Origin of the sequence: Streptomyces sp. WY228, assembly GCF_019287315.1 — a bacterium.
Lineage (GTDB): Bacteria > Actinomycetota > Actinomycetes > Streptomycetales > Streptomycetaceae > Streptomyces > Streptomyces caviscabies.
Genome location: NZ_CP079114.1, coordinates 2,887,116 through 2,899,953, shown reverse-complemented (window position 1 = coordinate 2,899,953; position 12,838 = coordinate 2,887,116). Strand labels below are relative to the sequence as shown.

The 12,838-nt window shown below is 71.6% G+C and carries 14 protein-coding genes; 7 read left to right on the top strand and 7 right to left on the bottom strand.

Features of this window, described 5'->3' with window-relative positions:
* Positions 1–134: 134 nt before the first annotated feature.
* Entirely contained in the window at positions 135–851 is a 717-nt protein-coding gene (locus KV381_RS12535) for a DUF1707 domain-containing protein (protein ID WP_218787209.1), read from the top strand.
* Positions 852–920: 69 nt separating this feature from the next.
* Here the strand turns inward: KV381_RS12535 and KV381_RS12530 are convergent, their stop codons facing one another.
* Positions 921–2,168 carry an SGNH/GDSL hydrolase family protein gene (locus KV381_RS12530; RefSeq protein WP_030629031.1) on the bottom strand — a complete coding sequence of 416 codons (1,248 nt, stop codon included), beginning with the start codon at positions 2,166–2,168 and terminating at the stop codon, positions 921–923.
* Positions 2,169–2,310: 142 nt separating this feature from the next.
* Here KV381_RS12530 and KV381_RS12525 point away from each other — a divergent pair, with 142 nt between their 5' ends.
* Positions 2,311–3,684, top strand: coding sequence for a DUF445 domain-containing protein (locus tag KV381_RS12525; protein WP_256995057.1), 1,374 nt, complete (start codon positions 2,311–2,313; stop codon positions 3,682–3,684).
* A gap of 356 nt (positions 3,685–4,040) precedes the next feature.
* On the opposite strand, the gene KV381_RS12520 is transcribed toward KV381_RS12525, so the two are convergent.
* The gene (locus KV381_RS12520; RefSeq protein WP_030087675.1) at positions 4,041–4,349 is read right to left on the bottom strand and encodes a hypothetical protein; all 309 of its coding nucleotides are present in this window, start codon (positions 4,347–4,349) and stop codon (positions 4,041–4,043) included.
* Positions 4,350–4,491: 142 nt separating this feature from the next.
* On the opposite strand from KV381_RS12520, the gene KV381_RS12515 reads away from it, so the two are divergent.
* Together KV381_RS12515 and KV381_RS12510 are read left to right on the top strand one after the other, a co-directional pair.
* Positions 4,492–5,358 carry an alpha/beta fold hydrolase gene (locus tag KV381_RS12515; protein ID WP_218785226.1) on the top strand — a complete coding sequence of 289 codons (867 nt, stop codon included), beginning with the start codon at positions 4,492–4,494 and terminating at the stop codon, positions 5,356–5,358.
* Positions 5,359–5,463: 105 nt separating this feature from the next.
* A complete protein-coding gene (locus KV381_RS12510; RefSeq protein ID WP_078845991.1) occupies positions 5,464–5,958 on the top strand; it encodes a hypothetical protein in 495 nt (164 codons plus the stop codon).
* Here the strand turns inward: KV381_RS12510 and KV381_RS12505 are convergent.
* Positions 5,949–6,431, bottom strand: a complete 483-nt coding sequence (locus tag KV381_RS12505; protein WP_218785225.1) for an Ig-like domain-containing protein — start codon at positions 6,429–6,431, stop codon at positions 5,949–5,951. The two genes, KV381_RS12510 and KV381_RS12505, sit on opposite strands and share 10 nt — an antisense overlap.
* Before the next feature lie 146 nt (positions 6,432–6,577).
* On the bottom strand, positions 6,578–7,129 hold the full coding sequence (locus KV381_RS12500) for a hypothetical protein (RefSeq protein ID WP_030087682.1): 552 nt from the start codon (positions 7,127–7,129) through the stop codon (positions 6,578–6,580).
* A gap of 113 nt (positions 7,130–7,242) precedes the next feature.
* Here KV381_RS12500 and KV381_RS12495 point away from each other — a divergent pair, with 113 nt between their 5' ends.
* Both KV381_RS12495 and KV381_RS12490 read left to right on the top strand, forming a co-directional pair.
* Entirely contained in the window at positions 7,243–7,944 is a 702-nt protein-coding gene (locus KV381_RS12495) for a histidine phosphatase family protein (protein ID WP_218785224.1), read from the top strand.
* A complete protein-coding gene (locus KV381_RS12490) occupies positions 7,941–8,582 on the top strand; it encodes a nucleotidyltransferase domain-containing protein (protein ID WP_218785223.1) in 642 nt (213 codons plus the stop codon). Before KV381_RS12495 ends, KV381_RS12490 begins: the two co-directional genes overlap by 4 nt.
* Positions 8,583–8,624: 42 nt before the next feature.
* Here KV381_RS12490 and KV381_RS12485 read toward each other — a convergent pair whose 3' ends face one another.
* Positions 8,625–9,620, bottom strand: coding sequence for an endonuclease/exonuclease/phosphatase family protein (locus KV381_RS12485; protein ID WP_218785222.1), 996 nt, complete (start codon positions 9,618–9,620; stop codon positions 8,625–8,627).
* A 175-nt stretch (positions 9,621–9,795) separates the two neighbouring features.
* Here KV381_RS12485 and KV381_RS12480 point away from each other — a divergent pair, with 175 nt between their 5' ends.
* Positions 9,796–11,529, top strand: coding sequence for a serine/threonine-protein kinase (locus KV381_RS12480; protein ID WP_256995056.1), 1,734 nt, complete (start codon positions 9,796–9,798; stop codon positions 11,527–11,529).
* A gap of 387 nt (positions 11,530–11,916) precedes the next feature.
* Here the strand turns inward: KV381_RS12480 and KV381_RS12475 are convergent, their stop codons facing one another.
* Both KV381_RS12475 and KV381_RS12470 read right to left on the bottom strand, forming a co-directional pair.
* A complete protein-coding gene (locus tag KV381_RS12475) occupies positions 11,917–12,366 on the bottom strand; it encodes a hypothetical protein (RefSeq protein WP_218785221.1) in 450 nt (149 codons plus the stop codon).
* A 90-nt stretch (positions 12,367–12,456) separates the two neighbouring features.
* Entirely contained in the window at positions 12,457–12,699 is a 243-nt protein-coding gene (locus KV381_RS12470; RefSeq protein ID WP_193463296.1) for a DUF397 domain-containing protein, read from the bottom strand.
* Positions 12,700–12,838 lie beyond the last annotated feature (139 nt).

Sequence of the window (12,838 nt, the reverse complement as noted above, 5' to 3'; positions counted from 1 at the left end):
AGGGCCGCGGGGCCTTCCGATTCGCCTTCCGAGTTGCCCTCCGGGGCGGCGCGCGCAGGTCGTGGGCCTGCGGGTCTGTGCCGGGAACGGGTCCGTTCAATAGGCTGCGCGGTATGACAAGTGAACGTCCGGAAATGCGCGCCTCCGACGCCGAGCGTGAGCGGATCGCGGAACTGCTGCGCGAGGCCGTGGCCGAGGGCCGACTGGATATGGACGAGTTCGACCAGCGCCTCGAAACGGCCTACAAGGCCCGTACGCACGGGGAGTTGGAGCCGCTGGTCCAGGACCTTCCGGCACCGGGATCGGCGGTCGCCCCGGTCGGCTCGTCCGCGCCCGCCCCGCTGCGGGGCTCCGCGGCGAACTGGCCCGCGCGCATCGGCGGCAACGCCACCTCGAAGGGGGCGTTCGCCTTCTGGGGCGGGTTCAACCGGAAGGGCCGCTGGACGGTGGCCCGGAAGTTCACCGCGTTCGCGATGTGGGGCGGCGGCGAGATCGATCTGCGCGAGGCCAACTTCGAGGACCGTGAGGTCGTCATCCGCTGCTTCACGATCATGGGCGGCCTCCATGTGACCGCGCCGCCGGAGCTGAACGTCGAGGTCCGGGGCATCGGCATCATGGGCGGCTTCGGCGAGGGCTCCAACGAGGACGGCGAGATCGCCCCCGACTCCCCGCATGTGCGGATCACCGGCTTCGCCCTGATGGGCGGCGTCGGCGTGGAGCGCAAGCGGACGAAGGCGGAGCGCCGCCGGCTGAAGGCCGCGGAGGAAGCGGAACTGGAAGCACGCCGCCGGCGCGAGCTGGAGGGCCCGGACAGCGGCGCGGACGGTGGCGGCGGCCGCAAGGAGCTCTGAGCGCCACACCCGCCTCGGGCGGCCCGACCGACCGGCCCGCCCCGCTCGTACGCACGTCTCCTCAGCGGCTCACAGCGCGTCGGACCGGGGCGCGCCGGCCCGGTCCAGGAGCTTCGGGTCCACGTGGTCGCCGAGCGCGCGGTAGCCGTCGTCGTTGAGGTGCAGGTGGTCTCCGGAGTCGTACGAGGTGAGGATCCGGCCCGGCGCGGCGGGGTCGCGTACCGCCGCGTCGAAGTCCACGTACGCGTCGAAGACCGTGCCCGCCCGGATCTGCTCGTTGACCGCCTGGCGCACGGCCTCGCGCTGCGGCGTCCAGGTGGCGAAGCCCTCGAACGGGGTCAGCGTCGCGCCGACGACCGAGAGTCCGCGGGCGTGCGCCCGGTCGGCGAGGGCGCGCAGGCTGTCCACGATGCGCTGGGGGTCGGCCTCCTGCGGGGACTGCTGTACGTCGTTGATGCCGAGCGCCACGACGAGCGTCCGGGCTCCGGCGACCGACAGCGCGTCGCGGTCGAGCCGGTCGGTGCCCGCCTGGCCCCCGGTGCCGCGGCCGACGCCCACGACCCGGTTGCCCGCGATGCCCGCGTTGGCGACCCCGTACCGGCCGCCCAGCCGGTCGGCGAGGACGTCGGGCCAGCGGGCGTTGGCGTCGGTGGTGGAGCCGCTGCCCGCGGTCAGGGAGTCCCCGAGGGCGACGACCGCGCCGCGCGCCCGCTCGCTGCGGACGTCCACGGCGGTCAGATAGCGCCAGTGGGTGGTGGTCCAGGTGCCGCGTTCGTCGATCAGGTACGAGGTCTGGTGGGAGTTGGGGTGGTAGGTGACCGGCCCGCCCGCCTGCGGGGTGCGGAAGCTGACCTGGAGGTCGGAGTCGGGGGCCACGGGCACCACGACCGGATCGCTGATGACCCGTCCGCCCGCGGCGACGGTGACGGCGGCGGCGCCCTTGAAGGTCACCGGCCGGGTGTTGACGGTGGCCTGGTCGATGACCAGAGGGGCCGTACCGAAGAGGTTCGACAGCGTGATGCGGGCGACGTTCCCGCCGATGCTGGTGTGCACGACGTTACGGATGGTGCGCCCGGGAAGCCCGCCCTCGGTGCCCGGTTCGCCGCGGACGGGCGCGGCGGTCCAGGTGGCGATCCAGGTGCCGCCCGAGGCGGCGGGGTCGACCGGGTTACGGGCCGCCGCCTGGGTCTCGGCGGGCGGGAGCGGGGTCGACCGGGGACCGGAGAGCAGCGTCGTACCGAAGGCGACGGCGGCGGCGAGCACGGCGGTGCCCGCCACTAGGGCGATGAGCAGGGCATACCCCTGGCGCCTGGGCATGTGCGGTGTTTCTCCTTGTGATGATCGTGCTGGTCCCATGATGCGACAGGCCGTCGGGAACTCGACGTGCGGCCCGGGAGTAGGGGAGGTAGGGACAATGCGTACGTCACGGGGGCGAGACGTACGCGGACGGGTGGAGCGGATGGAACGGACCGGATCCGGCGAGCAGGAGCAGGACGCGGTGGCGGCGCTGCCATCGGGACGAGAGCGGGAGGAGGAGCGGGGGACGAGGGCGGGCGCGGGCCCGCTGGCCTCGTTCGCGTACACCGCCGCCGACGAGGAGAAACAGCGCGGCGTACGGCGCATGAAGCTCACGGCCACCGGCCTCCTTCTGCTCGTCGCGCTCGTCTACGTCCTGGCCACCTGGGCGAAGAACTCAGGCGTGGGGGGCTGGCCGGGCTACGTTGCGGCGGCTGCCGAGGCGGGGATGGTGGGCGCGCTGGCGGACTGGTTCGCCGTGACGGCGCTCTTCCGGCGCCCGCTCGGCCTGCCCATTCCGCACACGGCCATCATCCCCACCAAGAAGGATCAGCTAGGACAGTCCCTCGGTTCCTTCGTTGGCGAGAACTTTCTCTCCGGGGACGTCATTCGTGACCGAATTCACGCTCTGGGGGTCGGCCGGAGGCTCGGCGTGTGGCTCGCGGAGCTGGCCCACGCGGACCGGGTCACCGCCGAGCTCGCGACGGCGCTGCGCGGTGCGCTGACGGTCCTTCGGGATTCCGATGTGCAGGCGGTGGTCGGCGAGGCCATCACCCGGCGCGCGGACGCGGTCGAGGTCGGCCCGGGTCTCGGCAAGATGCTGGAGAAGGTCGTCACGGACGGCGGTCACCGCAAGGTCGTCGACCTCGTCTGCGTACGGGCGCACGACTGGCTGGTGGAGCACGGCGACTCGGTGATGAACGCGGTCCAGGGCGGGGCGCCCGGCTGGACGCCGAGGTTCGTGGACAAGCGGGTGGGGGAGCGGGTCTACAAGGAACTGCTGCGGTTCATCACGGAGATGCGGGACATGCCGGAGCACCCGGCGCGCGGCTCGATCGACACGTTCCTGACCGACTTCGCGGCCGACCTCCAGAGCGACGCCGACACCCGGGCCCGGGTGGAGCGGCTGAAGTCGGAGATCCTGGGCCGCGGCGAGGTCCAGGACGTCATCGCCTCGGCCTGGTCCTCCGTCCGCACGATGATCCTCTCGGCGGCGGAGGACGAGCGCAGCGAACTGCGGCTGCGCGCCCGCGCCTCGCTGATGTCGCTGGGCGCCAGGCTGGCGAGCGACACACGGCTCCAGGGCAAGCTGGACGGCTGGCTGGAGGACGCGGCGGTGTACGTGGTGACGACGTACCGCGCGGAGATCACCTCGCTGATCAGCGAGACGGTCGCGGGCTGGGACGCGGACCAGACCTCGAAGAAGATCGAGGCGCACATCGGCCGCGACCTGCAGTTCATCCGGATCAACGGCACGGTGGTCGGCGCGCTGGCGGGCCTGGCGATCTACACGGTGTCGCACGCGCTGGGGGGCTGAGGCCTCGCGGGCCGGAGGTTCCGGGTGCGTACCCGTCCTGTCGTACGGGTACGCACCCGGCTTACGCGGGGGAGTTGCCCGGTAGTACGGGCGCGGGGCGGCGGGCGTTCAGCGCGGCGCGGGATTCTTTCCGGCCCGTGATGCGGGGCCGGAGCAGGACCGGATCCTTTCGGACGCCGGGCGGGCTCAGCGGTGGGCGGTCCGGTCCGGTGGACGCCGGGCGGGCCCAGCGGTGGGCGGTCCGTCGAACGCGGGGCGGGGCTCAGCGAGGGCGACCCGGCGTCCGGCGGGGATCAGCCGGCGGCGTCCCGGCTTCTGGCGGGGCTCAGCCGTGGGCGGCCCGGCGCCGATAGGGCTCAGCCGTGCGCGGCCCGGCGGGTGACGGCCCAGGACGCGGCCGCCACGCCGCCCGCGACGGCGAACACGGCGGGCCAGGCGCCGACCTTCTTGGCGAGCGGGTGCGATCCGGCGAAGGCGGCGACGTAGGCGACGCTCAGCCCGGCGGCGGCACGCGGCCCGGCCTGGCGGTTCCACTCGTACGCGGCGAGGGACCCGGCGGCGGCGAGCGCGACGCCGCCGAGCGGCCGCTTCTTGGTCCACCGGGCGACGCCGTAGCCCCCGATGAGCCCGCTCGCCGCCACCGCCGCCGCCGGTACGTTCGCCATCGCCGCCACCTTCGCTTTCCTGTGAGTCATCGGCCGAGCCGTCGGTATATCTGTGGTTGGCTCCTCCGCCCGAGGCTAGCGTTCGGGGCGACGCGGCCGGTGGGCGGTCCGGGGGAGGCGGGGGTTCCGGGTGGGAGTGGGCATGAGGACGACCACGGTGACGGTGACGGTCCCGGGCGAGGACGCCGGAGAAGCGGCCGGGGCAGGGGCGGGGGCCGGCCCCGTACGTCTCTTCTGCACCGACCACGGCGGCGAGGGCCCGCCCCTGCTCCTGCTGCACGGGCTGGCAGGACACTGCGGCGAGTGGGACGCGCTGGCGGCCCGGTTCGCGGCCACGCACCGGGTGATCGCCTTCGACGCCCGGGGCAGCGGGGCGAGCACCCGCCGCCCCGGTGACGTGACGCGGGCGGCGCATGTACGCGACGTCCTCGCCGTCGCGCGCCGCTTCGGTCTGGCCGGCCCGGACACGGTGCTGGTCGGCCAGTCGATGGGCGGCCTCACCGCACTGCTGACGGCGGCGGCGCACCCGGAGCTGTGCCGTGCGCTGATCCTGATCGAGGCGGGACCGGCGGGCCCGAGCCCGGGGCTGCCGGAACAGATCGGGCGCTGGCTGGACTCCTGGCCGGTGCCGTTCCCGGACGTGGCAGCGGCCGAGGCGTTCTTCGGCGGCGGCCCGGCCGGCCGGGCCTGGGCGGCGGGCCTCGCACCGGGCCCCGGCGGACTGCACCCCCGCGTCGACCGGGACGTGATGGTGGCCACGGTCCAGGAGAACGCGCACCGCGATCTCTGGGACGCCTGGGACCGGGTGCGGTGCCCGGTGCTGGTGGTACGGGGAGAGAACGGCACGATGAAGCCGGAGGAGGCGGAACGGATGCGGGCCCGCCACCCGGCGACACGGACCGTCGTGATCCCGGACGCCGGCCACGACGCCCACCTGGACAACACGGCCGCGGTGTACGGGGAGATGGCGGCCTACCTCGCTGTGATATCCGGCAGCGACCCGGGGTAGTGTCTGGACCCTTCGCACGAGGGGGGTCTCATGCTGTTCCGCAACACTGCCCGTACCCAAGGTCACCGTCCGGCGCGAACGGGGCTGCGCGCAGGCGCACTTGCCGTGGTCGTGGCCGCGGCGTTGGTGTCCTGCACCCAAGCGTCGAGCGGTGGCGGCCCCGGCACGGACGTCCCGAACGCGGCGGCGGATCCGGCGGCTGCGGACGCCGCCCGGAGCGCCGAGAACGCGGACGCGGCCGAGCGGGAGGCGGGCGAGGCGGAGCCCACTGCCGCTCCCTCACCCGGCCCCGCACTGGTCCGCGACGCCTTCGCGACGCTCCAGGCGACGCTGAACGAGACCTGCACACCGGGCGCGGGCGACTGCGCCTACTTCCTCGGCCGGGTGACCCGGGAACTCACCGAGCTGGACGAGTCGATGCGCGCGGACACCAAGGGCCCCGGCCACTTCAAGAAGCCGCTCGCCGACATGAAGGTCCTGTTCGACAAGCTGGGCGACGACCGGTCCGAGGCGCATCTGGAGAAGCACTTCTCCGAGATCGTCGGCACCCGCGACGGCATCAACACCTGGATGCAGGACCACCCCGACGACTACCGCTGACCGCCCGCGGGCGCGGTGACGGTGAAGCGGACGACGGCGGTGGCGGCGGGGACCTCGCTCCCCTTCACGAGGACCTGGTACGTCAGCTCGTCCTCACCGGCGTACCCCTCCCTGGCGGTGTACGTGACCGTCGCCCCGGACACCGACGCGGAACCGTGGGCGGGCGCGGTGTCGATGTCCAGGGACAGTTCGGCCGGGTCGTAGGCGTCGAGCAGTCCCGCTCCGACTCCGCTCTCCAGGATGACGGAGTCGTTGTCGAGGACGTCCACGTCCAGGCTGTCGCCGGCGTCCACGTTCTGCTCGTCGTCGTCCATGAGGGCCAGCGCCCGCTTCACGGAGGGCGACGAACCGGTCGACGCGGCACCCTCGTCCCCGCACCCCGCAAGGAGCAGCGCGAGCGCGCCCGCTCCGGCCGACACCTGTATCCGGAGGACGCCGCGCCGCGGCCGCCGTGTCTGCTTCCTCGTCTGCATGTGTTGCCCCCCAAGGCCGGACTACGTGCGGTGGAGCAGCCGATGCTCGCAGCGCGCGGCGGTGCGCATCAGGGGCATGAGGGAAGCGAAGCGGAATTGTGATGAGAGCGTGTACAAAGCATGGACGCGTAGATGAGTGAACGGTCTCAAGCGGCGGTCCGCCGACCCAGCAGCCGGTTCTGCTCCACCTTCAACGAGGTGAACCCCTCCCGCGCGTAGTCGGCGAGCTCCTGGCTCGGGAACGACACGACGGACAGGTGCTGGTCGAACCGGCCCTGCGCCCACCGGGCGGCCGTGATCTCGTAACCGGATACGTGGGCACACAGCTTGAGCAGAATCGGCGGCATCCCGGATTCGCGCAGCAGATCGGCGTGGGTGACCACGAGATCGCGCATGGCGCGGATGTTCGGCAGGAATACGGTCGTCACCCACAGCCGCCACTCGGCGAGTTCCTCCTCGGTGGGCGGGTCCTCGTGGTCGAAGGGGGAGCGCCCGTCGGGCCGGACGTTGCGCTGGGCGAAGGCGTCGAAGGCGCGGCCGTTGGCCTCGGTGATGGCGAACAACGGCCCGTAGAAGTCGCTGAGTTGCCGGTTCACCCGCGCGAGCCGCTCGCTGCGCTGGGCGAGCCGCAGCCCGTTGAGGTAGGCCGCGACGTACCCGACGAAGGCCAGGGCGATGGTGACGACCAGAGCAATCATGGAGGGTGATGCTACTGAGGCGGAGGCGAGAGGCAACCGGGCCGACCGCCGAACTCCGCTCACAACTCTCCTCGCAACTCCCCTCACCACTTCCCTCACAGGAGGACACACCCATGCGCACGCTCTACGTCGTCACGCACCCGGAGGCGACGCATCACGTCGAAGGAGTCGTCGGGGGCTGGCACGACTCGCAGCTGACGCCCGAAGGCGTCCGTGCGGCGGCCGCGGTCGCCCGGGCGCTGCGGGACCGGATTCCGGACGGGGCCGAGGTGGAGCTGTACTCCTCGGATCTGCGGCGCACCCGGCGGACGGCGGACGCGGTGGCCGAACTGTTCGGTGTGCGGACGGTCCTGGACCGCAGGCTGCGGGAGAAGTCCTACGGCGAGGCGGAGGGAAGGCCACAGGAATGGCTCGACCGCCGCTTCGTCCCTCCGCCGGCGGTCGGGGAACGGATGGACCACGACGAGGGGGTACGGGGCGCGGAGACCAAGATGGTGTGGGCGCGGCGCGTCTACGCGGCCATGGACGAGATCCTGAGCAGCCCGTGCGAACACCAGATCGTCGTGACGCACGGCGGCTCCCTGACGTGCGTCGTGGCGTCCTGGATCAGGATGCCGATCGAGGCGGCCGGTTACGCCGCCTTCCGGGCGCCCGCAGGCAGCATCACCACCCTGCGCGAGGACGACTTCTTCCACAACCGCCAGGTGGCCGGCCTCGGCGACACCCGCCACCTCGACCAGGAGCGCGCCTTCCCAGAACCTGAAGGTAAAGCCCTTCCTCCCCGCCTGCCGGACTCCAGTAGATTTCAGCGGTGAGCGAGCAACTACCCAGCGGTGGCGTCGAGCTGTCACCCGACGAGATCGAGGCCCTCGACGCGAGGTGGTCGTCCTCCTGGACCCCGAGCGAGGTCGCACAGCGGCTGGCCGGGATCGGCACCCCCTGGTACGTGGCCGCAGGCTGGGCGCTGGACCTGTTCCGTGGCAGGCGGACGCGTACGCACGGGGACATCGAGATCGGGATTCCGCACGCGAACTTTCCCGAGGTCCGTCGCCGCTTTCCCGGGTACGTCTTCGACGCGGCGGGCAGCGGCCGGATCTGGGAGGACGCCACACCGGAGGCGCTGGCCGCCGTCCATCAGACGTGGCTCCGCGACCCGGCCACCGGCGACTACCTGCTCGACGTGTTCCGGGAACCGCACGACGGCGACGTCTGGATCTGCCGACGGGACGAGAGGATCCGGCTCCCGTACGGCGAGATCATCCATCACGATCACGACGGCATCCCGTATCTGGCACCGGAGCTGGTCCTGCTGTTCAAGGCCAAGCACGCCCGCGGAAAGGACCGGAGAGACTTCGAGGCGACCGTCCCGCACCTCACCCGGTCGCAACGCGAGACCCTGGCCGAACTACTGGCCCAGGTGCACCCGGGCCACGCCTGGCTCAAGGCCCTATGACCGTCGGCGTCCGACGTCGGACAGATGCACGGGTCACCTGCGTCACCGATGGCCCGGCAGGACCACCCGGGCGACGACGGGCAGATGGTCGCTGCCGGTGGCGGGCAGGGTCCGGATGTGGCCGACGACGGCGGAGCGGGCCATGACCTGGTCGATCCGGGCCACCGGAAAGGCGGCGGGAAAGCTGAGGGCGAACCCGCGCTCGGCGACGTTCAACCGCGAGGTGAGAGGCCTCAACCCCCGGTCCTCCACAGCTCCGTTGAGATCCCCGAGCAGAATGACGGTCTCGACGCTTTCGTCCGCGATGGCGCGCCCCAGCAGCGCGGCGCTCTCGTCTCGCCGCTGGGACGCGAGCCCGCCCGCGCCGACCCGGACGGAGGGAAGGTGTGCGACGTACGCGGCGACGTCCCCGTACGGAGAACGGACCACGGCCCGCACACCACGGCTCCACCCCTCCTCGATACTCGGGGGCTTGATGTCGACGAGCCGCGCGCCGCTGAGCGGGTACTTGGACCAGAGCCCGACGGTGCCGCGTACGACGTGATGCGGATAGTCCGACGCAAGGGCCTTCTCGTACACAGCCAGTTGCGGATCCACCAGCTCCTCCAGCGCGACGAGATCGGCCCCCACGTCACTCAGCGCCCGGGCGGTCGCCGCCGGATCACGGTTCTCATCACTGACGTTGTGCTGCACGACGACAAGCTCCCGCCCGCCGCTCTCCCCGTAGGGCAGGAGCAGCCCCCCGAAGAGATGCACCCACACACCCACCGGCAGCAGCAGAGCCACGAGCGCGACGGCGGACCGCCGCACGAGGGCGACGACCAACAGCACGACAACGAAGACGCCGACCCACGGCAGAAACGACTCCAGCAGACTCCCGACCCGTCCAGGCGAATTGGGTACGACCCGATGGAACGCCAGCCCCCCGGCCACGACCACAGCGAGCCCGGAGAGCACCCGACCCCGCCGACCGCCTCCCGCGCCAGGCGCTACGGGCCTCGCCACCGACGCCACACCAGGGTCCGCTTGCTCCACCATGACTTCCCATCCGCTTGATCCCGCTTCACAGGACGCGTGACCAGGGCGAACGGGTTCCGATATTCCCTCGCGATCCAGGGCGACGGCTGCTGAGCCGGCTCAGGAGTCGCACCGATCGTTTTACCGTCCCGGTCTCCGAGAATCCTCTGCCGCATGACTTTGTAAAGTGAGGGCCATGGCGATGGGCGGGGCGGTGCGGCGGGTCATTGGTGACCGGTTCGAGTTGCTGGAGCGGCTCGGGGCCGGGGGGATGGGGTTCGTGTGGCGTGCACGCGATACGGAGCTCCATCGTGAGGTAGCGCTCAAGGAGGTGCGTCCGCTCGACCCCAGGATCGCGGAGAGCGGGTCGGGGGAAGCGGCGGTGTTGCGGGAGCGGGTGTTGCGTGAGGCCCGCGCGCTGGCCAGGCTGCGGCATCCGCATGTCGTGACCATCCACCACATCGTCACCGGACACGTGACCGACTTTCCGTGGCTGGTCATGGAGTTGGTGCCGGGCGGGTCCCTTGCGGACCGCCTGGAGCAGGGGCTGCTGTCGCCTGTTGAAGCGGCGAGGCTGGGGCGTGGCCTGCTGGCGGGGCTGGGTGCGGCGCACGCGGCGGGCATCCTGCACCGGGACGTGAAGCCGGCCAACGTGCTCATCCGCGAGGACGGCAGCCCGGTCCTCACTGACTTCGGTATCGCCGCGCTGGGCGAAACGAGCACGCTGACCGCCACCGGCGCGTTGATCGGGTCGCCCGAGTACATCGCCCCCGAACGTCTACGGGGCGAGGAGGGAAACCCCGCGTCCGATCTCTGGTCGCTCGGCATGCTGCTGTACGTCGCCATCGAGGGCACCCACCCGTTGCGCCGCGGCACGGTGCTGGCCACTCTCACCGCCGTCCTGGAGGTACCCGTACCGGCCCCCACCCGGGCCGGGCCTCTCGCTTCCGTGCTGATCGCTCTGCTCGACCGTGATCCCGGCGCCCGCCCGGACGCCGCGCAGCTGGACCGGCTACTGGCAGAGGTGGAGGCTGCGGAGAAGGTCGAGGCGCCGAAGGACGCGGCACCGCAGGGCCCCGGAACGACCATGGACGCCGGGCCCGAACAGGCCCGCTTCCGGGGGTCGTTGCCGCGAAGTCCCGGATCGGCGCCGCCCGCCCCTGGCTATTTCGACCTGCCGACGCGCTCGGCTCCCGCACCCGGTTCCGGCCCGGGGCCCGCCCCTGCCGACGCGAGCCCGGGCAAGGTCCAGGACGCGGAGGAGTCCTCGGACGCCGGCCCCGGACCGTCTGAGGCCGACACCGTCCTTCCTCTCCGGCCGCGGCGGTTCCGTCCGTCCAGGCGCCTGGTCGGGGCGGCCGTCGCGCTGGTGCTGATCGGTGCCGGGCTGGCCTACCTGCCCGATCTGTTGGACGAGGTCAGGAACCGGGGTGGCTCGGCAGCCGGCGCCACACCGCAGAAGAAGGAGTCGGACGACCACCTCTTCACCCCGGAGGGCATACGCGAGGTGATAGCAGCGCTGCAGTCGGAGATTGGGAGCACCACCGTTTCGAGCATGAGCGTCTCCGGAAGTCATGTCGTGGTCGCGGCCCAGCGAAAGGACAAGCCGGAGGTGAGGCACTGGTACACCTACCGGGACGGCAAGGTGGAGGACGACGGACCGGCGGGTCTCACCAAGAAGCCGGACGGAATCGACCTGCGCGAGTTCGACTGGGACCTGCTGCCCGACCTGTGGCACACGGCCCAGACCGGTCTAGGCATCAAGAACGCCGAACGCGATCGCATGGGGATGGACCTTCTACAGCCGAAAGTCGGAGTGAGACTGACGCTGTGGGTCCGTGACAAGTACGGCAACGCGAGCATGGACGTGAACAACACCGGGAAGATCATCAGCAGAACCCCACGGGAGCCGATGCAGTCGGGTCAGTGACAAGCAGACCGCCTGGGCGGCCGGGGGCGGGGTCACGAAGGCGTGGGAGTAGTTGCTGTAGCCGGTCTCCCGCTGGATGCCACGGGAGACGTACAGACGGCGCAGCTTCGCAGGGTCGGTCCGGCCCGCCGCGCGATGACGTTCGGGGTGCAGAGCTGCGCCGTCACTCACGACGGCGATCTCGTCGGCGGGCATGCACCCGGTGTCGATGCAGTGGCCGATGCTCTCCGCGGTGATGACACGGTCCAGCGCGCCGGCCTCGCCTTCGTACACGCGCGGCTCGTCCGGTCAGAAGGCCAGGAGGTCGGCCACGCCCGGGTCGGGCAGTAAAAGGCTGAGCGACACGGATTTTCGTCCTCGCTTCACATCACCGGAGGGGTAGGGGGGTCAGGCGGGCGGGAGAGGGCACGGAAGGCTGGGATGGTGGTGGTTGAGGCAGCAGACCACCGAGAACGAGATCAGGCTCTGGGACTTCGTGTAGTGGACCCAGCAGACGTCGACCCCTCGGGGAAGGCAGTCCATCGCGTACGCGATCTTGTGCTCGAGGGTGACGTAGGCGCGGCTGCCATCGTCCCTCTCGGCAGGAGGATTCGCCTCGTACGTGCTCTTCAGCCACGTGACGGCACCCACCGCACGGGTCCAGGTGCGCTCCACCGCGGTCTGGTTCTGCCGCATGAGCCAGTGCCCGTTCATGAGGGGCGGCAGCGTCGAGGCGACGAACGCGCGGGTCTGTTCGGAGTTCAGTTCTGCACCCGGACGGCGTAGGGCCTCCTGCCCGTACGCGTCCCTGCTTCCGGTCCACGGACCGTATCCGTGCCAGTGCCCTGACCAGGTCATCTGCGCCCTTCGCTAGGGGAGACGGGCCGGCCCGGAGGATGTCCGGTCCGGCCCACTGCGTGGTGCTTCGTGCTCAGGAAGGGGGCCAGGTTAGAGCGTCAGGCCCCTCGTCCTGACCCACCCGGCGGCGAAGTCGTCGAGCTCGGTCCCGGTGAAGCGCAGCTCCTTGCCCGCCCCCTCGGGCTTGCTGTCGCGGATGACGAAGGATGCCGCCGCGCCGGGGATCGCGGCGAGGCTCACGCAGGTCTCGTGGGGGCCGCCCGCGTTGCCCCCGCAGAAGTCGGCGAAGGCGTCGACCGCGGGGGCCGGCAGGGCATAGAGGTTCCCGTTCATGGGAGAGTCCTTCCGGTGCTGATGTCGCGGAGATACGGTCTCCGCACCGTCGTGCTCCTGGCCCCGCCCGGCTGCCGACCGTCCATGGAGACAGCCGGGCGGGGGTCTGTGGAGGGTTCGCCTGAGCTATACGCAAGCT

What these genes read in the sequence shown, in the direction of transcription:
- KV381_RS12535 (WP_218787209.1), top strand. Translation starts at nt 135, where the DNA reads ATGCGCGCCTCCGACGCCGAGCGTGAGCGGATCGCGGAACTGCTGCGC.
- KV381_RS12530 (WP_030629031.1), bottom strand. Translation starts at nt 2,168, where the DNA reads ATGCCCAGGCGCCAGGGGTATGCCCTGCTCATCGCCCTAGTGGCGGGC.
- KV381_RS12525 (WP_256995057.1), top strand. Translation starts at nt 2,311, where the DNA reads ATGGAACGGACCGGATCCGGCGAGCAGGAGCAGGACGCGGTGGCGGCG.
- KV381_RS12520 (WP_030087675.1), bottom strand. Translation starts at nt 4,349, where the DNA reads ATGGCGAACGTACCGGCGGCGGCGGTGGCGGCGAGCGGGCTCATCGGG.
- KV381_RS12515 (WP_218785226.1), top strand. Translation starts at nt 4,492, where the DNA reads ATGAGGACGACCACGGTGACGGTGACGGTCCCGGGCGAGGACGCCGGA.
- KV381_RS12505 (WP_218785225.1), bottom strand. Translation starts at nt 6,431, where the DNA reads ATGCAGACGAGGAAGCAGACACGGCGGCCGCGGCGCGGCGTCCTCCGG.
- KV381_RS12500 (WP_030087682.1), bottom strand. Translation starts at nt 7,129, where the DNA reads ATGATTGCTCTGGTCGTCACCATCGCCCTGGCCTTCGTCGGGTACGTC.
- KV381_RS12495 (WP_218785224.1), top strand. Translation starts at nt 7,243, where the DNA reads ATGCGCACGCTCTACGTCGTCACGCACCCGGAGGCGACGCATCACGTC.
- KV381_RS12485 (WP_218785222.1), bottom strand. Translation starts at nt 9,620, where the DNA reads ATGGTGGAGCAAGCGGACCCTGGTGTGGCGTCGGTGGCGAGGCCCGTA.
- KV381_RS12480 (WP_256995056.1), top strand. Translation starts at nt 9,796, where the DNA reads ATGGCGATGGGCGGGGCGGTGCGGCGGGTCATTGGTGACCGGTTCGAG.
- KV381_RS12475 (WP_218785221.1), bottom strand. Translation starts at nt 12,366, where the DNA reads ATGACCTGGTCAGGGCACTGGCACGGATACGGTCCGTGGACCGGAAGC.
- KV381_RS12470 (WP_193463296.1), bottom strand. Translation starts at nt 12,699, where the DNA reads ATGAACGGGAACCTCTATGCCCTGCCGGCCCCCGCGGTCGACGCCTTC.